The sequence below is a fragment of the Paenibacillus sp. FSL L8-0641 genome (assembly GCF_038006265.1).
GTDB classification, from domain to species: Bacteria; Bacillota; Bacilli; order Paenibacillales; family Paenibacillaceae; genus Paenibacillus; species Paenibacillus polymyxa_D.
The window spans coordinates 1,510,979-1,533,753 of record NZ_JBBOUW010000001.1; the positions used below are offsets into that span (position 1 = coordinate 1,510,979).

General features: G+C 40.2%; 5 protein-coding genes. All 5 read left to right on the top strand.

The window, feature by feature from the left end:
* The first annotated feature begins 45 nt into the window (after positions 1-45).
* From cysE to MKY16_RS06840, 5 genes are read left to right on the top strand one after another with little or no spacing between them, the layout of a single operon-like run.
* On the top strand, positions 46-618 hold the full coding sequence (cysE, locus tag MKY16_RS06820) for a serine O-acetyltransferase (RefSeq protein ID WP_340954745.1): 573 nt from the start codon (positions 46-48) through the stop codon (positions 616-618).
* A gap of 23 nt (positions 619-641) precedes the next feature.
* Complete coding sequence (locus tag MKY16_RS06825; RefSeq protein WP_186290454.1) at positions 642-1,649, top strand: SagB/ThcOx family dehydrogenase; 1,008 nt, start codon at positions 642-644, stop codon at positions 1,647-1,649.
* A gap of 35 nt (positions 1,650-1,684) precedes the next feature.
* The gene (locus tag MKY16_RS06830; protein ID WP_340954753.1) at positions 1,685-4,873 is read left to right on the top strand and encodes an amino acid adenylation domain-containing protein; all 3,189 of its coding nucleotides are present in this window, start codon (positions 1,685-1,687) and stop codon (positions 4,871-4,873) included.
* An 18-nt stretch (positions 4,874-4,891) separates the two neighbouring features.
* Positions 4,892-8,167 carry a non-ribosomal peptide synthetase gene (locus MKY16_RS06835; protein WP_340954755.1) on the top strand — a complete coding sequence of 1,092 codons (3,276 nt, stop codon included), beginning with the start codon at positions 4,892-4,894 and terminating at the stop codon, positions 8,165-8,167.
* A 15-nt stretch (positions 8,168-8,182) separates the two neighbouring features.
* Positions 8,183-22,774, top strand: coding sequence for a non-ribosomal peptide synthetase (locus tag MKY16_RS06840; RefSeq protein ID WP_340954758.1), 14,592 nt, complete (start codon positions 8,183-8,185; stop codon positions 22,772-22,774).
* The last annotated feature ends 1 nt before the right edge of the window (position 22,775 follow it).

Sequence of the window (22,775 nt, forward strand, 5' to 3'; positions counted from 1 at the left end):
ACATTTTCATCGGAAAGGTACTTTCTGCAAGGGGAGTGATCCGAAATGTTAAGCAAGGTAATCAAGGATATCCGGTTTATTAGAGAAATGGACCCAGCGGCAAATAGTTGGCTTGAAATAGTATTATGTTACCCAGGCTTTCATGCTCTGCTATTCTACCGATTATCCCATTTCCTTTTTGAGGTTCATTTGTATTTATTTGCGCGAATGTTATCTAATTGGGGACGATTTTTTACAGGAATAGATATACATCCAGGCGCGAAGATGGGGGATGGGATTTTTATAGATCATGGTATTGGGGTTGTAATAGGTGAAACTGCTGTAATAGGAAGCAATGTGACGATATATCAAAATGTTACTTTAGGAGGCACTGGGAAAGACGTGGGGAAAAGACACCCTACTATTGGAAACAGGGTTGTTTTAGGGGCGGGAGCTAAAGTATTAGGCCCTATTAGAATTGGCGATTCCTCCAAAATAGGAGCAGGTGCAGTTGTATTAAAAAATGTTCCCGACAATTGTACCGTCGTTGGTGTATCGGCAGGCATAGTGAAATGGAATGGATATTCAATCATAAAAAACAACCAGCATAATAAGTCAGTGGCCAGATACCTTAAATGATCATATTTAGAGGAGGAACTATTATGCATAAGCAAGCCCCTGTGCAATTATCTAAATTAATCCAGAATGAAACTGTGTATTTCTGGTCTCCATCCGTTCGTTGGTGCAAAACAGAGGACGCTGTTGAAATTGAGCATTCCATATTCTCTGGTATAGCACTTGAATTATTCCCTGAGTTGTACTACATAACGCAAAAAGGCATAAAGCTGGAATCTCTTATCGAGCATTATTCTCATTTAAATCAGGAACACCTTGTTGATTTTATTAAACATTTAATTAATGAACGCATATTAGTAAATTCAATTTTATCCCCTCAAGAGCTCCTTTATCCGCATAATTATCTTGTACACAATCCTCACCACGAAGACACTTTCATTGATCCGGAACGTTACAATCACTTCAAACAAAAACAGCTTGAACGCTCATTTTCGAATGTTATGGAGTATGAACTTCCTCTAGAGGATGTTTCATTCACAGAAGAGATTGTAAATCGCAGATCTTATCGTAATTTTGATATAAATCGCAAACTTCCATTTAAAACATTTTCAAAGCTAATCTCTGTTTTTAAGCAGACGATAACTAACGGGGAGATTCGCTATTTTTACGCAACTGATGGTGGATTATATCCAATCGATATATTCATTTATGTTAAGGACGCCCGTATAGAAAAGGTAAAGGCAGGCTTATATTACTATAATCCAGTACGTAATATGCTACAAATGGTAAGCAGCGCCTGTGTAATCACACAAGAAGCTCATTATGCCCAAAATCAAGAAATATTTAGCACATCAGCTTTTTCTGTATTTATGGTTTATGACAGTGAGGTAACGATGCCGAAATATGGGGGAATGGGCTATTTGTATGCTGCTATCGACTGTGGAATTATGGTGCAGCTGTTAACTCAAGTAGCTGAGCTGGAGCAGGTGGGGTTGTGTTCTATTGGTGATATGAATTTCCGGAAAATCAAAAAATATTTCAAACTAAATTCGAGTCAGGTTATGCTGCACTCCATTGAAGTTGGACTCAAGTAAATAGAAGATGGAACCTCGGCAGGGAGGAATAACATATGACTATCCACAGTCTATTTGAAAAGCAAGTAGTAGCTAATTCAGATCATCCCGCTGTTGTCAGTTGTGAAAAATGCCTAACTTATCGCGAATTAAATGAAAAATCCAATCAATTAGCTAAAGTATTGGTTGAGCATAATGTTTGTACTGATTGCATTGTTGGAATTATGATGGAACGCTCCGTCGATATGATCATTGCAGTATTAGCGGTCCTTAAATCTGGAGGAGCTTATTTGGCAATTGATCCAGGTTACCCTGAGGAGAGAATTAGATTCATGCTAAGTGACAGCAATGTGAAGTTGCTGCTTACACAGCGGCCTTTAAGAACTCCTAATCATCCAGGATTAAGTAAATTAGTAGTGACTGAACAACTGTATTCCAATCGCTCGACTGATAATTTGGAGCGGAATGTTTGCTCAAGCAATCTCGCCTATTTAATCTATACCTCAGGTTCAACAGGACAGCCTAAAGGAACCTTATTAGAACATAAGGGAATTGAAAATTTGCAGTCAATTTGGACAAATAAGTTCCATATTACTTCAAAAGATCGAATCGGTCAGTTTGCCAGCTTTTCATTTGATGCCTCTGTATGGGAACTTTTCATGGCACTTTTTAATGGGGCAACCTTATATATTATTCCTCAGAAAATAATACATGATCCCATTGATTTTGAATCCTATGTTTCAGAAAATATGATAACTGTCTTAACACTGCCTCCAAGTTATGCAGTGTACTTAGAAGTTTCACGTATTTCTGATTTAAGGTTGCTGATAACAGCAGGATCGTCATCATCCAGTAATTTGGTAAATCAATGGAGTCCGTATACAACTTATGTGAATGCATACGGGCCCACGGAAGCGAGCATTTGTGCTTCTTTATGGATGGCTCCTTCAGCATATTTTGAAGGCAATTCAGTTCCTATAGGCTTGTCATTGCCGAATACGCATTTTTTTATTTTTGATGAGCAACTGAATCCTGTTGATAATGGACAAATTGGGGAGCTTTTCATAAGCGGCTGTGGGCTGGCAAGAGGATATTTGAATCGTCCAGAGCTTACAGAACAAAAATTCATCCAACATCCAACAATTCCGGAAATAACAATATATAGAACCGGTGATTTAGTTCGGATGCTTCCTGACGGGAATTTGGAATATCGTGGGAGGCTAGATCAGCAAGTAAAAATACGTGGACATCGGATCGAATTAGAAGAAATTGAGGCGATTCTACTTAAACATAACGAAATCACAGAAGTAGTGGTGCAGGCTATTCAGAGTGAGCAGGATCAGTTGCAGTTGTGCGCGTATTATGTAGCCCAAAATACGATAAGCACGGCGGAGTTGCGTCAGTTTATCAAGCAAGAATTACCGATTTATATGATGCCTACCTATTTTATTTATTTATCTGAACTTCCTATGACTATTAATGGAAAAGTGGATCGAAAAGCTCTTCCTATGCCAACCAGGGATTTATCGGAGCAACCTAATCTTCAGCAGCCTCGCACTGATTTAGAAGAACTTCTATGCCTACTAATGGGTGAGGTTCTTGGCGTAGGCCAGGTGGGTATATATGATAACTTTTATGATTTGGGTGGTGATTCAATTAAAGCCATTCAATTATCTGCAAAGTTGAACTCCCATAATCTAAGGCTCAGTAGTCATCATCTTTTAAAACAGCCTACTATTGCACAATTTGGCCAGTCCATTCAACAGATTCACCGTAAGAGTGACCAAGGCAAAATTTTGGGGAATGTCCCCCTTATCCCTATTCAGCATTGGTTTTTTACAAAAAAGTTAACTGATAAGCATCATTGGAATCAATCTGTTCTGTTTTATAATCCGGAACGCTATGAAACAGAAGCATTGCTCAGAGTTTTGAGAACACTGGTTGAGCACCATGACGCGCTTAGAATGACTTATCAGATGGAGAGCGGTAATTTAAAACAGGTGAACATGGACGTGAGTCCCGAGGTATTCAATTTCAATGTATTCGACGTGCCGCATGAGGATGAAGAAAAATTTATTATTGACCAAATTTCAGAGATTCAAGGGAGTAAAAGTTTGGAGAAGGGGCCATTAGTACATTTAGGACTGTTCAGATCCAAGTCAGGAGATCATTTGCTGCTGTCGATACATCATTTAGTAATGGACGGAATTTCCTTACGTATATTAATCGAAGATTTCTCAAAGTCCTATGAGCAAATTATTAAAGGCAGACAGGTGGTTATACTGCAAGAAAAAACAGATTCATACCAAAAATGGGCTGAAGCATTGGAGAATTATTCGAATAGTAGGGAAATAGTAAAATACATCCCTTATTGGCTGGATTTTAATGCAAAAGTTAATCAAGAATTATTACTGTGGAAAAATGATCAAGTACAGGTGTCAACACAAAGGAACAAACGTAATTTAAAATTTGCTCTGTCAAAAGAAAACACAAAAAGGCTTCTTGGCCAAGTCCATCATGCATATAACACCGATATAAATGATGTTTTGATAACTGCTTTAGGGATAGCTCTGTATGACTGGCTTAAAGTCAAACAAGTTGTAATCAATATGGAATCCCATGGCCGTACAGATATTTTACCTGATATGAATATTACACGTACAGTCGGTTGGTTCACATCTCAGTGCCCAGTGCTTCTATGTATGTATGAGCCTGACAATTTGTCTGAATGGATTATAAAAACCAAAGAGAATCTTAGAACTATTCCAAATAAAGGTTTGGACTATGAGGTACTCAAGTATCTTAGCCCGGAAAGTTTGAGGGCACCTTTGGCATTTTCTATTGAGCCAGAAATTAATTTTAATTATTTAGGTCAACTTGACCCAATCTCAAGTTCTCCATATTTCCAACTCTCTTCTTACAGCAGTGCAGCTTCCTTTGGACCCGAGGGATTAGGGAATATCAGCCCTAATAATGAACTGTGTTATGCACTTGAAATAACAGGATATATCACGGGAGATCAATTGCATCTTTCTATCGGCTATGATAGTGCACGAATTAGTGGACAAGAAATCCAACATTTGGCTGGAAGATATGAAAAGCATCTTATCAGGACTATTCAGCATTGTATAGACAAGAAGGAGCAGTTGCGCACTCCAAGTGACTTTACATTAAAAAATTTAAAGGAAGAGGATTTAGATATGATTTATGATGTGCTTCTCAGTTCCTTAAATTCTAAACACTAGATTAGGCAGGTGAGTAGAGTGAACCCGTTTTCAAAAGAACAAATTCAGGATATATATACGCTGTCCCCCATGCAAGAAGGCATATTATATCATTCTCTGTCAGATACAGATCCCAACACTTATTTAGTACAGCTAATTCTAACTATGGAAGGTTATCTTAATGTTGAACTTATGAAGCAAAGCTTTTTGACACTTATCCAACGGCACAATGTATTAAGAACTACTTTTTTATGGGAAAAGGTCAAACAGCCGCTTCAGGTAGTGCTGACGGAAAGACCTCTTCAATTTGTTTATGAAAGCAGAGCTGATATATCAAATCTGGATAAAAAACAGTGGATCCAGCATTATTTACAAAAGGATCGTCAGCAAGGATTCAACCTAACGGAAGATCCGCTCATCAGGCTATCCGTGCTACAGACAAGCCCTGGTGAAAGTACTTGTATACTCACTTTTCACCATATTTTAATGGATGGCTGGTGCTCCGATTTAATCCTTTGCGAATTATTTGAAATCTACACTTCTTTAGTTAAAGGACAAAGCCAATCCATTGGTATGGAACAGCCTTATAGTCAGTATATAGAATGGTTGGCAATACAAGACCAAGACAGTGCTCTTGAATACTGGAAAGATTATTTAAGCGGATTTGAAGAATGCTCCATTCTACCAGATCAGACACGCAGTAATGGAAAAAAATCAGTTCAAAATTATAGCTTGGGTAAACATTCTATTCAATTAGAGCGTCGACTGTCCAATTTCTTAAAAGAATTGGCTCGAAACAACCAAGTTACATTAAACGCGGTCTATCAGAGTCTTTGGGGGATTGTGCTGCAAAAATATAATAATAGTAACGATGTTGTATTTGGTTCAGTTGTTGCAGGACGGCCACCAGAGATCCCAGCAGTTGAGCGAATGCTAGGATTGTTTATTAATACAGTTCCCTTACGTATACAATCAGCGGGAGACCAAACTTTTACCTCACTAATGCAGCATATTCATCATCTGAATTTAAAATCTAAGCCCTATGAGCACTTGTCACTTTCACAGATTCAAAATCAGTCGATCGGACAAAGCCTGTTTAATCATATTTATGTGTTTGATAATACGCCTTTAAATTCCTCATGGAAACATCTGTTAGCGGAAGTGGATGTAAATATTAAGGAAGTTGATGTTATAGAACATACTAATTATGACTTAAGTATTACAGTGCTTCCGGGAGATGAAACAAACATAACATTTATCTATAATTCCAATATTCATTCTGAAGATACTGTGCGAAGAATGGCAAATCATATATATAATGTCGCAATGAAAATCTATAGTGAACCTTCTGCTTGTTTGAAAAATATCTGTATTTTGAGTGCTGATGAGGAAATCGAACTTATTGCACTGAGAAACTCAAAGAGTATGGAGTGCAGCGGTACAGAAACACTTGCAGATTTATTTGAAAGACAAGTTGAAGTTGCGCCATTTGCAACGGCCCTTACCTATGGAGAAACTCATATATCTTATGAAGAGTTAAATAAGCAAGCCAACAAGCTTGCCTATGTTTTACAAGATTTAGGTGTTCAACCTGATCAACTAATTGGACTACTTACTGAGCGTTCACCAGAGATGATTATTGGGATACTGGGCATTTTGAAATCCAATGCGGGCTATACTCCTCTTGATCCGGAAAATACAAGTGAGCGGTTAAAGGTTATTGTGCAGGATGCTAACTTATCAATCATTGTAGTTTCGCGATCAAACGTTTCTATAATTACAAAGCTAATAGCACAACTGGAAGGTTCCGAAAGACATCGGATTTTGGTTCTTGAGGATGTGCTGGAACAAACAGATGATCGTGATAAGAGTAATCCAATACGTATTTCAGAGGCTAATCAATTGGCTTATGTAATGTATACTTCTGGCTCGACCGGTATACCTAAAGGAATCATGATTGAACATATCAATGTAATGAGAGTTGTGAAAAGTTCAGATTATGTACAAATTACACCACAAGATACCATTCTCCAATTGTCCAACTTTGCTTTTGATGGGTCTGTTTTTGATATATTTGGGAGCCTTTTGAATGGAGCAAGACTTGTTTTAGTAGATAAAGAGACAATGCTTAATGTATCTGAGTTAGCCCAATTGATTTTAAAAGAGAATGTCTCCGTTTTTTTTGTGACAACGGCCCTTTTTAATACACTCGTAGACCTTGAAATTCATTGCTTGGCCAATGTAAGAAAGGTACTTTTTGGTGGCGAGCGAGTATCCATAGTACATGTAAATAAAGCTTTTCAGTTGATGGGTAAAGGGAAATTTATTCATATGTATGGCCCCACAGAGAGTACCGTTTATGCGATGTATCATGAAGTTCAAGAAGTTAATGAGGAGATGTTTACGATTCCGATCGGCCGACCCATTAAGAATACGGAGGTGCTTGTTCTTAATTCGGATAATCAGCAGCAGCCAATTGGGGCAGTTGGGGAACTGTGTATTGCTGGAGAAGGCCTCGCACGAGGTTATCTCAACAATGACCAATTAACTCAAGAGAAATTTTTCTATCTACATGATAAACGATTATATAAGTCAGGTGACTTAGGGCGACGACTTGCAAACGGAGAAATTGAATTTACAGGTCGTAATGACCATCAGGTAAAGATTAGGGGGTTCCGAATTGAATTAGGTGAAATTGAAAAGTGTATCCTTGAAAATCAGGCCATTAAAGAAGTATTCATCATGGAGCAGGCAGATAAACAAGGAGATAAGCGCTTATGTGCGTATTTTGCTGCAGATCAAGAAATGAATACCGAAAAAATCAGGCAATGGGTATCCGAAAGATTGCCGAACTACATGATCCCTGCCTATTTTGTAAAGGTAAAGAAGTTGCCTTTAAACGCAAATGGCAAAGTGGATTATAAAAAACTACCAATTCCTAATACAAGCCAGCTTTTTCAGAATCAAGCGATACGTCCAAGGAACAGTACTGAAGAGACGATAGCCCGTGTATGGGAAACGGTGTTGGGGATTGAAAACATAAGTGTAGTCGAGGATTTTTATACATTGGGAGGAGATTCAATAAAAGCGATTCAAATTTCGGCGCAACTCCGAGTGAAAGATATTACAGTAACTACCAAAGATATATTCCAGTATCCGAGCGTAGCGGATTTAAGCACCTTTATTATAAAGGGACAATCTAAGCAGGCCCAGTCTGTGAATACTACTGTGATCCAAAATGGCTATGACGAATTAGGGATTTCCGCAAGTGATCTGCACGAACTTCAAACAGAGTTGAATTCTAAGATCAATTAACAGGGGGAACTAGTCATGTCGTCTAAACAACTTTTACAAAAGATTTATTCGTTAACACCGATGCAAGAAGGAATTCTATATCATACATTGCGTGAAGAAAATCAGGGGAATTTTATAGTTCAGCTTTTTTTCAGTGTGGAAGGGCCTCTCTCACTAGATATTATGAATAAGAGTATGCAATTGCTTGTACAGCGACATGATGTTTTCCGTACGCTTTTTAATGTCGATAAAGCGAAGCGACCCATTCAAATGGTCGTAGACCATCTGGAACATAAAATTGTTTTTCAGGATTTAACTGAAAAAAATCATGATTGCCAAATGGAGTATATCTCTCATTATGCTGATGAGGAAAAAATGAAAGGCTTCGATGTAACTGCTGAAATGCTTGTTCGGCTTGCGGTATTCCAGACGAATCTGCAACATTTTCGTTTACTGCTAAGCTTTCATCATATTATTGTAGATGGTTGGAGCTTGAGCGCGATTGTACAAGAGCTTTTTGAAATATATAGTGCCTTATCTGCGCAAAGATCTCCTGTTCTAAGGGAAATTCACTCTTTTCAAAATTATATCGAATGGCTTAATCATCAGGATCAAGATTCTGCAAGTTTATACTGGAACCAATATTTAGAGGGGATTGAACAGTCCACTGCTCTACCATGGCAACCCAAACAGAAAAAGGAAGGCTACTTGCAGGAACAAGTTAAGTTTACCTTCGATCGGGAAATGACTAAAAAACTTAAGGAATTGGCACTTGCCTATCGTGTAACAATGAATGCTGTTATTCAAGCAATCTGGAGTATTGTGCTAAAAAGATATAATGATACCAATGATGTGGTTTTTGGAACAGTCGTTTCAGGAAGGCATGCAGCAGTTTCCGGAATCGACCAAATGATCGGAATATTTATTAATACCAATCCAGTAAGAATAAAATTTGAGCAAGACATCGATTTTGAAGATCTGTTGATACTCATCCATAAGCAAATGATTGACTCCCAAGAGCACAGTCATTATCCTCTGATGAAGATACAAGCGGCTACGCTATTAAAAGAGAATTTAATCAATCATATTGTAGTTTTTGAAAATGTGCCTTTGGAATTCAATTTATTAGACGGACAGCATGCACATGAGCTGAGAATTTATGATATTGAATTAAAGGACCAAACAAACTATGATTTCAATATCATTATCATCCCCTCCGAAGAAATCTCTGTATGTTTAAAGTATAATACATTTTGCTATTCGCATGAGGATATGCAAAAGGTTGCCGGACATATTCGTGCGGTCACTACTGCCATCACTGAAAATCCACACATACTTGTTAGAAACATTTCAATTCTCACACCCGATGAAAAAGAACGTATATTAACAGAATTCAACAACACAGACCAAGCTTTCTCTGGTCAACAATGTTTACACGAATACTTTGAGGATAGAGTTATAGCTTATCCTAATAAAACTGCCCTCATTTTAGGTGAACAAAATATGAGTTATGAAGAGGTCAACAAATGTGCCAATCAGCTAGCCAGAATACTACGACGCAAGGGGGTTGGTAGTAACCGGAGCGTTGGAATAATGGTTGAAAGATCATTTGAAATGATCATAGCTATACTGGCGATTCATAAGGCTGGTGGGGCTTATATACCTATCGATCCAGCTTATCCCAAAGAGCGGGTTCGGTATATGCTACAAGACAGCGTAACCAACCTTGTCTTAACAAAGACAAAGTGGAAGGAATGCCTCTCAGGTTTTGAAACAGAAATCCTGCTTATGGATGTAGGCTTGTCTGATAACGAGGATGACACCAATCTAAATTGTGTTAATAAACCTGAGGATATGGCTTACATTATGTACACATCAGGTTCTACTGGCAAACCAAAAGGGGTTATAGTTCAGCATCGGTCCGTTGTCAACAATATGTTGTGGATGCAACGAAAGTATTCGATCACAGAAGTGGACATTATTATGCAAAAAACATCTTACACTTTTGATGTGTCTGTGTTTGAATTGTGCTGGTGGTATTTCCAGGGCGCTGCCACCCTATGTTTATTGGAGCCTGGAGCTGAAAAAGATCCTGAGAGCATAATCCGCACAGTTGAACAACAAAAAGTAACTGTGATCCACTTTGTTCCATCCATGTTACATGCATTTTTAGACTATTTGGAATATGGAGAGGGACATATTCAGCGTTTATCGTCTATACAAAAAGTATTCACCAGTGGAGAAGCACTGACATGCTGGCATGTTCAACGGTTTAACGATAGATGGAGAAGAGATAGAAACATTGTTTTCTCTAATCTATATGGACCGACTGAAGGCACTATACATGATTCTTATTTTGATTGTCCTTCTGATTTTGAGATGGATTCCATACCAATCGGCAAGCCGATCGATAATATTCAAATGCATATAATAGATCAGGATGGTCAATTGCAGCCAATTGGAGTAGCAGGAGAATTATGTATTTCGGGTACAGGTGTAGCAGCAGGATATGTGAATCTTCCAGAAGCAACTGAAGAGAAATTTGTAAGGGACCCATTTAGAGCAGGTCAAAAAATGTACAAAACAGGCGATTTAGCAAGATGGAAGAGTGATGGGAATATTGAGTACATGGGAAGAAAAGACTTTCAAATTAAGATCCGTGGGTATCGAATTGAGATTGGAGAAATAGAAAACGTTCTGCATCAATATCCAGGTATACAGCAGGCATTAGTCACAGTATATATGGATGCCAAAAATAATGGATATTTATGCGCATATATTATGGAGTCCCGATCTATCAATGAAAATTCTATAAAAGAATATCTTATCCAACGGGTTCCAGATTATATGGTGCCGTCTTATTTTATAAAGTTAGATAGATTTCCTCTATCGCAAAGCGGAAAGATTGATCGTAGGAATTTACCAGTACCGGACATCAAAGTAAAGGTATCTGCTAGCTACACACCGCCAAGAAATCATATTGAAACTGTGACTTCAGAGATATGGGAAGAAGTACTGGGGGTAGCAAAAGTGGGCATTCATGACCATTTTTTTGCACTCGGAGGAGATTCTATCAAAGCCATTCAAGTGTCGTCACGTTTACAACGTCATCATGTGCATATCGGAATCAAAGATATTTTCGCGAATCCTACGATTGCACAATTAACTCAAGTGTTAGCTATACAAACCAAAGTTGTAGATCAGAGTGTTGTTGAGGGGATCGTTCCGCTTACGCCAATTCAAAAATGGTTTTTTGAACATCAGGGGATACAACGTCATCATTGGAATCAGTCTTTTATGTTGTATAGAAAAGAAGGTTTTGAACCTGGGACCCTTCAAGAAACGATGAATTGTATTATTTATCATCATGATGCTCTGCGTATGGTGTATGCAAGCGAGCAAGACTCTATTGTACAAACAAATCAGGACATAAAAGAGCCAGCTTGGTTGCAGGTTATGGATCTATCAAGTGAACTAGATGTAAGGGAGCGTATCGCAAATTTTTCAGAAGAGATTCAAAAGAGTATGGATTTAACTACAGGTCCTCTACTGAAAGCGGGGCTATTCCAAACCATAGAAGGAGATTATCTCCTTATGGTTGCGCACCATCTGGTAATCGATGGTGTTTCTTGGCGAATATTACTGGAAGATATCACACAGGTTTATAAAAAGCTTAGTTCGGGAGAAAAGCCTTCATTACCATATAAGACTACTTCATATAAGAGCTGGGCTAGTGCACTGGAGGAGTATGCGAACAGTCCGATATTACTTGATGAGATTCCATATTGGATGAATATGGATCAACGGCATATTGAGCCTCTACCTAAGGATCGCACATGTTCGACCAACTTTATCAAGGATACAAGATCGATAAATATTCAACTATCCAAGCAGGACACAGACAATCTGCTTCGTCATTCCAATCAGGCTTACAATACGGAAATTAATGACTTATTGTTAGCTGCATTAGGGAGTGCATTCCGAGATTGGACACATCATACTCAGATTCTAATCGGTTTAGAGGGGCATGGGAGAGAAGACATAGTTTCTGATATTAATGTTTCTCGGACAATCGGTTGGTTTACAACGATGTATCCTGTAGTAATTGATCTTCCGCCATCTTGTTGTGTTCAGGATACTGTTCAACATATAAAACAAACATTACGCCAAATCCCGAAAAAAGGGATTGGATATGGTCTGTTAAAATATGTTACTGCTCTGGAACACAAAAAATTAATGAAGTGGAAGCTCAATCCAGAAGTTTGCTTTAACTATTTAGGTGAATTTTCTCAAAGTATAGATCAGGGAGTTTTTACGCTTACTGATATGCCTCAGGGCCAAATGCTTGATCCACAATCAGAGCGAAGTTACTCCATTGATATAACGGCAGCAGTTATGGAAGATGAGTTGAAAATTTCTTTTATATACAATAAGCATGAGTATGATGAAGATACCCTGACCGAAGTTGCCTTAAATTTCAAAAATCATCTCTTGGAAATTATTAATCATTGTGTAACAGGCGGGACAAAAGAGCTTAGTGGAAAAATATACCCGACAGCGCTTCCCGATTTAGAACAAATAAACGCTCCTTTTGCGTTAACTGATATTCAGATGGCATATTTTCTAGGTCGAAATGATGAACTTGAAATGGGCGGCGTTTCCACTCATGTATATACCGAGGTGGAGACTGACGTTGACATGGTTCGTTTTAATGAATGCTTGAATAAAGTCATTCAAAGACACCCAATGCTAAGGGCGATTATCATGCCAAGCGGCGAGCAGGTTATTCTTAAAGACGTGCCTGAGTATAAAATGGCTATAGAAGATCTTCGATTTCTGACAAGAAGAGAACAAGAGGAACGAATTCATCTGGAGCGAAGCCGGATGTCACACCATGTGTTTGTTCCTGAACAGTGGCCGATGTTCGAATTTAAGGCTTTCCAGCTTGAGAATGATAAGTATCTATTGTGTATGGGCAGGGATTTGCTCATTGCTGATGCAGCAAGTATGGATATTATCGGTCGTGATCTGATGTATTTCTATCACAATCCAAATGCCGAATTGCCCAAATTGGACTTCACCTTCCGCGATTATATTCTTGCTTATTTAGATTTGAAGAAATCTGAAATATATGAGCTGGATCGCAAATACTGGCTTAATAAAGTGGAAGACTTTCCTTTAGCGCCTGTTCTCCCTTTACGTTGTGATCCAGAACAAATAAAGTCACCAAAATTCCAAAGAAAAGAGAAGATATACAATCAGCAGCAGTGGGTTTCTTTAAAACAGCTGGCTTTACAAAATGGAGTGACTCCATCCGCTCTGCTTGCGACTATTTATTCATATCTTCTTTCCATATGGGGCAATCAAGAGAACTTGTCCATTAATCTTACAGTCTTCAATCGTTATCCTTTTCATGAGCAGGTAGAACATATAGTAGGTGACTTTACATCAAACCTTCTGCTTGGTATTTCATTTAAACCGGGTATGTCATTCTGGGAGAAGGCCCGAGCTGTTCAGTCTGTCTTAATTGATGCGTTGGAGCACCGTCACTATGAGGGTGTTGAGTTTATTAGAGATATTGTGAGACATCATGGGATTAGACATGGAAAGGCAGTAATTCCGTATGTTTTTACTTCTGTGCTTTCTGAAAATAAGACAGAGCGCACACCTGGTCTTGAACAATTAGGAAACTTGAAAACGGGAATAACGCAAACTTCACAGGTCTATATTGATTTTCAGGCAACATTAGTATCGGATGAATTATGGGTATTTTGGGATTATGTAGAGGAATTGTTTGCGCCAGAAATGATTGAAGGTATGTTCAGGCAGTTTACGCAAATCATTGATTCTCTTTTGTTAAATACAATGAATTCTTCAAATTTGAAAATTGAAATAGAGAATAAGGAAGCTATCCGATTATACAACAATACGAACAAGACTTTTCCACCTAGCACCTTGCACGGGTTGTTCGAGGAGCAGGCAGGGCGTAGTCCAGAAGCAGTGGCGTTAATATATAAGCATGAAAGCCTCACGTATGGAGAACTGCAGAAACGTTCGAATCAGATTGCTCGCTATTTGCAAGAGCAGGGGGTATGTCGTGGTGATTATGTCAGCGTATTGGCAAGCCGGAGCATTGCAACCATCGCTAATGTTATAGGTATTTTGAAGGCTGGAGCAGCTTATGTACCGGTGGATCCAGACTATCCGGAAGAACGGCGCCACTACATTCACGAGCACAGTCAGTGTAAGCTGACTGTAGGACCGGAGCTGTATGATACAGCCGACCTAGCAGGATATTCTGACAAAGCACTTCTGCTGGATTATCATCCAGACGATGTGGCGTATGTGATTTATACATCGGGCAGCACAGGCCGTCCCAAGGGCGTAATCACAACACACGGGGCAGCAGCCAATACAATTCAGGATATAAATCATAAATTCGGCGTCCATGAGCGCGACCGAATGATAGGTTTGTCCTCCATGTGTTTCGATTTGTCTGTATATGATCTGTTCGGTGCCTTGGCAGCCGGAGCGGCATTGGTACTGATTGATGACCAGCGGGATGTGGAAGATGTAATCTACACGATAGAGCATCAGGGCATCACCATATGGAATTCCGTACCGGCTATTATGGAAATGGTGCTTGCCAGCGTAACGGCTGACTTTCACAATGATGGAATTCGAGAGGTGTTGCTCAGCGGGGACTGGATACCGCTACAGCTGCCTGAGAAAATAAAGCGACATTGCCCACATGCAGAAGTGATTAGCTTGGGGGGAGCAACAGAAGCCTCGATTTGGTCCATTTACTACCCAATCAAGGAATGGGATAGACAGACCGCCTCGATACCTTATGGCAGGCCGCTGGCGAACCAGCAGATGTATGTGCTGAATTATGAACTAAAGCCTTGCCCGGCGGATGTACAAGGGGAACTATACATTGGCGGGATGGGGCTTGCAGCAGGTTACCTGAATGATGAACAGAAAACCCGTGAATCGTTTGTGGAACATCCAGAGCTGGGCCGACTGTACCGAACGGGAGATTATGGCGTATGGCGTCCAGCCGGTTATATCGAATTTCAAGGACGAAAGGATCAGCAGGTCAAGATTCGGGGGTACCGGGTAGAGCTGGGAGAAATTGAAGGCCGCCTGCTGGCACATGAATTCATCCAAAATGCAGTGGTGATGGAACGAAGAGATCATCGCAATCACGTATTTCTATGTGCGTACTATGTTCCAGATGAGGAGGAAGTGACCCCGGAAGAACTGCGAATATATTTACAACGGGAACTGCCGAGTTATATGGTGCCGTCGCATTATATGGAACTGGATAAACTACCGTTATCTCCTAATGGCAAGGTGAATCGAAGAGAACTGCCGATCCCGGATGTGGAGCAGCAAATGGATTCGAAATACGAAGGAGCACGTAATGAGACAGAGCAGAAACTGACGGAAATATGGAAAGAGGTATTGGACGTCGAACGAGTAGGAATCCATGATCACTTCTTTGAACTGGGTGGAAATTCGATTCTGATGGTACAAATCCGAACCAGAATAAGCAGGGAAATGGGAATCGATTTGAATCTACGAGACTTCCTGCAGCATTATACCATAGCGAAGCTGTCAGAACGGATCAAGGAAGGTGTAGATACACAAGCGGCCATTGTGTATCCGGAGTTAACACCTGATCCGGAGCATATGTATGAACCATTTCCGCTAACGGATGTGCAAATGGCCTATCTGATGGGACGTGAGGACCATTTTGAAATGGGCGGAGTATCGACTCATGGATATACGGAAATTAAAACCGACTATGATATAGACCGACTTAATGTTGCATTACAACAGGTCATTCAATATCAGCCCATGATGCGTGCAGTCGTATTTCCTACCGGAGAGCAGGTTATCCTGGAGAACGTACCGGAATATCGAATAACAGTGACTGACCTTACCCATATGAGTTCGTCTGAGCAACAAGAACGGATAGTGTCAGAAAGAGAGCGAATGTCTCATTATGTATTTCCAACAGACCAATGGCCACTCTTTGAATATAAAGCTTTTAAATTATCTGAAGGAATTCATTATTTGTTTATCAGCTACGACATGTTGATTACGGATGGAGCAAGTATCCAACTGATAGGTAAGCTGCTGGTTAAATTCTATCATGAGCCCAATTGGATGCCATCACAGTTACAGAGTACATTTCGGGACTACATTCTGGCATTGCAGGATTTTAAAAATTCGGAAACCTATAAGCAGGACAAACTGTATTGGCTGAATAAATTAGACGATTTTCCTGCAGCTCCGGAGCTGCCTTTGAAAGCAGATCCCTCCGGTGTGACTGAGCCTCGTTTTTGTCGTCTAGAGCAAGAGATCGATAGAGAAACCTGGGAGAAAATTAAAAAACAGGCGTATCAGTACAACATCACGCCTACAGCGGCTCTTCTTGCTGCTTATGCAGAAGTGATGGCCTTTTGGAGTAATCAGCCTCATTTAGCCGTGAGCTTGACCGTTTTCAATAGACTACCGTTTCATCAAGATGTGAACGACATGATTGGGGATTTTACTTCCGTAATTCTTATAGAAATTGATTTTAGGTCTGAAAAGGGATATTGGGATAGGGCGAAACAGATCCAAGAACGTCTTTTAGAATCACTTGAGCATCGGCATTATGATGGAATTGAATTAATACGAGAAATATCTAAGTACCATAATTATGGTAATCGTGCTGTTATGCCAATTGTTTTTACAAGCATGCTGCTGGGGACCAAAGAAAGAGGTGAAGTTAGCTGGTATGAATTAGGAGAAATAAAAATGGGTGCTGGGCAGACATCTCAAGTTTACTTGGATCACCAACTTTTTGAAGATAACGGTTCGTTAAAGCTTGTTTGGGACTACGTTGAGCAACTATTTGATGAAAATGTAATTCATTCAATGTTCAAGCAATATATTAATACATTAACTCTGCATACCAACTGCATAAAAATTACTGAACAAGAAATGAAATTGATGGAGAGCTACAATAATACAGAGAAACTGATACCATATAGCACCTTGCACGGGTTGTTCGAGGAGCAGGCAGGGCGTAGTCCAGAAGCAGTGGCGTTAATATATAAGCATGAAAGCCTCACGTATGGAGAACTGCAGAAACGTTCGAATCAGATTGCTCGCTATTTGCAAGAGCAGGGGGTATGCCGTGGTGATTATGTCAGCGTATTGGCAAGCCGGAGCATTGCAACCATCGCTAATGTTATAGGTATTTTGAAGGCTGGAGCAGCTTATGTACCGGTGGATCCAGACTATCCGGAAGAACGGCGCCACTACATTCACGAGCACAGTCAGTGTAAGCTGACTGTAGGACCGGAGCTGTATGATACAGCCGACCTAGCAGGATATTCTGACAAAGCACTTCTGCTGGATTATCATCCAGACGATGTGGCGTATGTGATTTATACATCGGGCAGCACAGGCCGTCCCAAGGGCGTAATCACAACACACGGGGCAGCAGCCAATACAATTCAGGATATAAATCATAAATTCGGCGTCCATGAGCGCGACCGAATGATAGGTTTGTCCTCCATGTGTTTCGATTTGTCTGTATATGATCTGTTCGGTGCCTTGGCAGCCGGAGCGGCATTGGTACTGATTGATGACCAGCGGGATGTGGAAGATGTAATCTACACGATAGAGCATCAGGGCATCACCATATGGAATTCCGTACCGGCTATTATGGAAATGGTGCTTGCCAGCGTAACGGCTGACTTTCACAATGATGGAATTCGAGAGGTGTTGCTCAGCGGGGACTGGATACCGCTACAGCTGCCTGAGAAAATAAAGCGACATTGCCCACATGCAGAAGTGATTAGCTTGGGGGGAGCAACAGAAGCCTCGATTTGGTCCATTTACTACCCAATCAAGGAATGGGATAGACAGACCGCCTCGATACCTTATGGCAGGCCGCTGGCGAACCAGCAGATGTATGTGCTGAATTATGAACTAAAGCCTTGCCCGGCGGATGTACAAGGGGAACTATACATTGGCGGGATGGGGCTTGCAGCAGGTTACCTGAATGATGAACAGAAAACCCGTGAATCGTTTGTGGAACATCCAGAGCTGGGCCGACTGTACCGAACGGGAGATTATGGCGTATGGCGTCCAGCCGGTTATATCGAATTTCAAGGACGAAAGGATCAGCAGGTCAAGATTCGGGGGTACCGGGTAGAGCTGGGAGAAATTGAAGGCCGCCTGCTGGCACATGAATTCATCCAAAATGCAGTGGTGATGGAACGAAGAGATCATCGCAATCACGTATTTCTATGTGCGTACTATGTTCCAGATGAGGAGGAAGTGACCCCGGAAGAACTGCGAATATATTTACAACGGGAACTGCCGAGTTATATGGTGCCGTCGCATTATATGGAATTGGATAAACTACCGTTATCTCCTAATGGCAAGGTGAATCGAAGAGAACTGCCGATCCCGGATGTGGAGCAGCAAATGGATTCGAAATACGAAGGAGCACGTAATGAGACAGAGCAGAAACTGACGGAAATATGGAAAGAGGTATTGGACGTCGAACGAGTAGGAATCCATGATCACTTCTTTGAACTGGGTGGAAATTCGATTCTGATGGTACAAATCCGAACCAGAATAAGCAGGGAAATGGGAATCGATTTGAATCTACGAGACTTCCTGCAGCATTATACCATAGCGAAGCTGTCAGAACGGATCAAGGAAGGTGTAGATACACAAGCGGCCATTGTGTATCCGGAGTTAACACCTGATCCGGAGCATATGTATGAACCATTTCCGCTAACGGATGTGCAGATGGCTTATCTGATGGGACGCGAAGATCATTTTGAAATGGGCGGAGTGTCGACACACGTATATATTGAGTTGGAAACTTCATTGGATATGGAACGGTTTAATCGAGCACTACAAAAAGTTATTGAACGTCATGTTATGTTACGAACGATTATCTTGCCGAGCGGACAGCAACAAATATTAGATTATGTTCCGGAATATCATATTGAGATTATCCCTATGGAGGATCTCTCCAAGGAAGCCCAGGAACAGAGAATACTGATGGAAAGAGAGCGCATGTCTCACTACATTTTCAAAACCGATCAGTGGCCTCTATTTGAATATAAAGCCTTTCAATGTTCTGCCGAGATGATTTACCTTTTTATTGGTTATGACATGTTAATAACGGATGGGGCGAGCTTTCAATTCATTCATCAGGAAATTATGAAATATTACCATGATCCTGATTTAGAATTGGAAGGAGTGGACGTTACTTTCAGAGACTACATGATGGCTTATACGGCTTTCAAATCCTCGGAAATATATAAAAGGGATCGGCAATATTGGATGGATAAACTGGAGTTTTTCCCTGATCCTCCTGCTTTACCGTATATTTCCTCACCGAGCCGAATTGTACAACCGCGATTCAAAAGGGTAACCAAACACTGCAATAGAGAGCTTTACGAAAAGCTAAAGAAAGTTTCGCAAAAAAATCATGTGACACCAACTGCAGTGCTGTGTACTGTATTTGCCAAAGTGTTGTCATACTGGAGTAATCAACCCCAATTGGCGCTCAATTGTACTATTTTTAATCGTTATCCATTTCATAAAGATGTATATAAGATGATTGGGGACTTTACATCCGTTATGTTGCTTGACCTCACGCTTGAAGGAGAGAAATCTTTTTGGGAACAGGCTGAATCCATACAAAACGTGTTGATGGAGGCGCTCGAACATAGACACTACGACGGTATTCAATTCATCAGAGAGATAGTACGTCAACGTGGTGCTGAAACTCATAAGGCAGCGATGCCCATTGTATTCACAAGCATGTTACTGGATACAGGGAAAGGTACGGATGATTCTGTTTATTATATGGGGGATGTAAAAACAGCGGTTTCTCAAACCTCCCAAGTTTTTTTAGATTATCAGGTCCTGGAAGTAGATGGTGGACTCACGATCACATGGGATTATGTTGAGCAACTCTTTGATTCAGAAATCATTAAAGCGATGTTTGACCAGTACTTTATGCTGCTGGAATTTTGCTTAAGTTCAGATGCAGGAAATCATTTTTCTTGGGGACATGAAAATCATCTTCTGACTGCAGCCTTTAATAATACTTGTGAAGAAATTCCAAGGACTACACTTCATTCCTTATTTGAACAGCAGGTCGTTCGTTGTCCAGAGGCAACTGCAGTGATTTATAAAAATAGCCATATCACTTATCAGGAATTAAATGAGCGCTCGAATAGGGTGGCTCGCTATTTACAGGAATATGGCGTATGTCGTGGTGAATTTATTAGTGTATTAGCCAATCGGAGTATTGAAACCATTGTGAATATTATAGGTATATTGAAGGCCGGAGCGGCTTATGTACCGATTGACCCTGATTATCCAGAGGAACGTCGTGAATATATTAGAAATCACAGTGGTTGTAAATTAATGTTAGAACCGGATCTTTACGTTAAGAAAGAATTAGCCGTTTATTCTGGTGAGGTTCTTCAGGTCGAACATGATCCTGATGATGTTGCCTATGTGATTTATACTTCAGGTAGTACAGGCAAACCTAAAGGAGTCATTGTTACACATGGGGCGGTAGCGAACACAGTGCAGGATATAAATCGTAAATTCAATGTGAATGAGCAGGACCGTATTATTGGATTATCATCCATGTGTTTCGATTTATCGGTTTATGATCTATTTGGAGCGTTAGCGGTTGGAGCGGCTTTAGTGCTTATTGATGATCAACGTGATATTACAGAAGTCGCCAAGACACTGGAGGAACATAAAATTACAATTTGGAACTCTGTTCCAGCTATAATGGACTTGATGTTGGACCATGTGCTTGGAGAAGAAGAGGAAAGCTATTATTACTGGGATAGTATGTACCGATCGTCTGAAGCACAAAAGAAAAACACTTCTTTGCGTTTGGCCATTCTTAGTGGAGATTGGATACCTCTCAGTCTACCGGATAAAATTCGCAGACAATATATTCACGCGAATGTAGTAAGTATGGGTGGAGCAACAGAGGCTTCTATTTGGTCCATTTATTATCCTGTATATGAAGTCCATGAAGATTGGGCCTCCATACCTTACGGAATGCCACTAGCCAACCAAACTTATTATGTATTGAATTACGATCAGGAACTTTGTCCAATAGGTGTAAAAGGTGAGCTGTACATTGGAGGTGTTGGCCTAGCCAAAGGTTATCTTCATGAAGAAGAAAAAACAGCATTCTCATTCTTAAATCATCCAAAGTTTGGAATATTATATCGCACTGGAGACCAAGGGATTTTGAATTCAAAGGGATATATTGAATTTTTGGGACGTAACGATCAGCAAGTAAAAATTCGCGGTTATCGTGTAGAACTTGGTGAAATTGAAAATCAAATTCTTCAAATTATTGGAGTAAAGGAAGCAGTGGTTTTGTATACTCCTGATTCAAGAGGAAATAAAGTACTGTGTGCGTATATTGTGGCCCAACCAAGTTTGAGCATTCAGGATATTAAAGAAGGTATTTGTCGTGTATTGCCAAATTACATGGTGCCTACACATTTTATTCGTCTTGAACAAATTCCTTTAACACCTAATGGCAAATTAGACCGGAAAGCACTGCCAGAGCCATCGGGTAAAACCATATTTCAAAAGAAATATGAAGCTCCAGTGACGGAGATGGAGCACATTATGGTACGAATTTGGGAAGAGATTTTGGAGTATAGTTCCATTAGTGTAGACGATTCTTTATTTGAACTGGGAGTAGATTCGACAAGTGTAATTAAATTTGTGGCGAGACTAGCTACAGGGCACGGAATAGAGCTTCCGATTCGACAGATATTTGTGACACCGACTATTCGAGAATTGGCATCCCTAGTTTCTTCATCTGAGACGCAGACTAGCGACCTTTCTAACGAAAGAATGTTGTTTAATCCACAGGGAGAAAGAGACCGGAACATATTTTGTTTCCCTCCGGTAGTGGCTTTAGGGGTTGTATATCAAAGGCTTGCTGAATTCCTGGGTTCCTATCGATTGTATAGTTTTAATTTTCTTGGGATTGAACAGGACCGTCTCATTGCAGAATATATCCGCCTTATAAAAGAAGTTCAGCCTGAGGGGCCTTATGTATTTCTGGGAATTTCAGCAGGAGGAAATTTGGCTTTTGAGATTACAAAGGCACTTGAAAAACAGGGAGATAAGGTTGGCCAGCTCATTTTATTGGACTCATTCTACATTACAGAAATAAATTCAGAGCGGCTTACAACGGAAGAGAGTCGTAAATATGCGAAAGAGACAGTAGACATTATGTTAGAAAAATATCCACAATTGCAAAGTGAAGGAGAATTTTTTTATCTCCATGTTGGAGAGAAGATACAGAGATACTATACTTATCTGGATAATTTAATGAATTCCGGACAAGTTGCGGCTCATATTCATGTTATTAAATCTCTTCAGAGTCAAAATAAACATATACGTGGAGATATCCGGATGTGGGAGCATTCTACAATTGGGGAGTATTCCATTTGTGATGGATATGGGGATCATGAAAGTATGCTTGATGCTACATTTGTTGAACAGAATGCAGAGTTGATTCTAAGTATATTGGGGAAATAAA

Excerpts from the sequence above, each read along its gene's own strand:
- MKY16_RS06825 (WP_186290454.1), top strand. The coding sequence starts at position 642 with ATGCATAAGCAAGCCCCTGTGCAATTATCTAAATTAATCCAGAATGAA.
- cysE (WP_340954745.1), top strand. The coding sequence starts at position 46 with ATGTTAAGCAAGGTAATCAAGGATATCCGGTTTATTAGAGAAATGGAC.
- MKY16_RS06830 (WP_340954753.1), top strand. The coding sequence starts at position 1,685 with ATGACTATCCACAGTCTATTTGAAAAGCAAGTAGTAGCTAATTCAGAT.
- MKY16_RS06840 (WP_340954758.1), top strand. The coding sequence starts at position 8,183 with ATGTCGTCTAAACAACTTTTACAAAAGATTTATTCGTTAACACCGATG.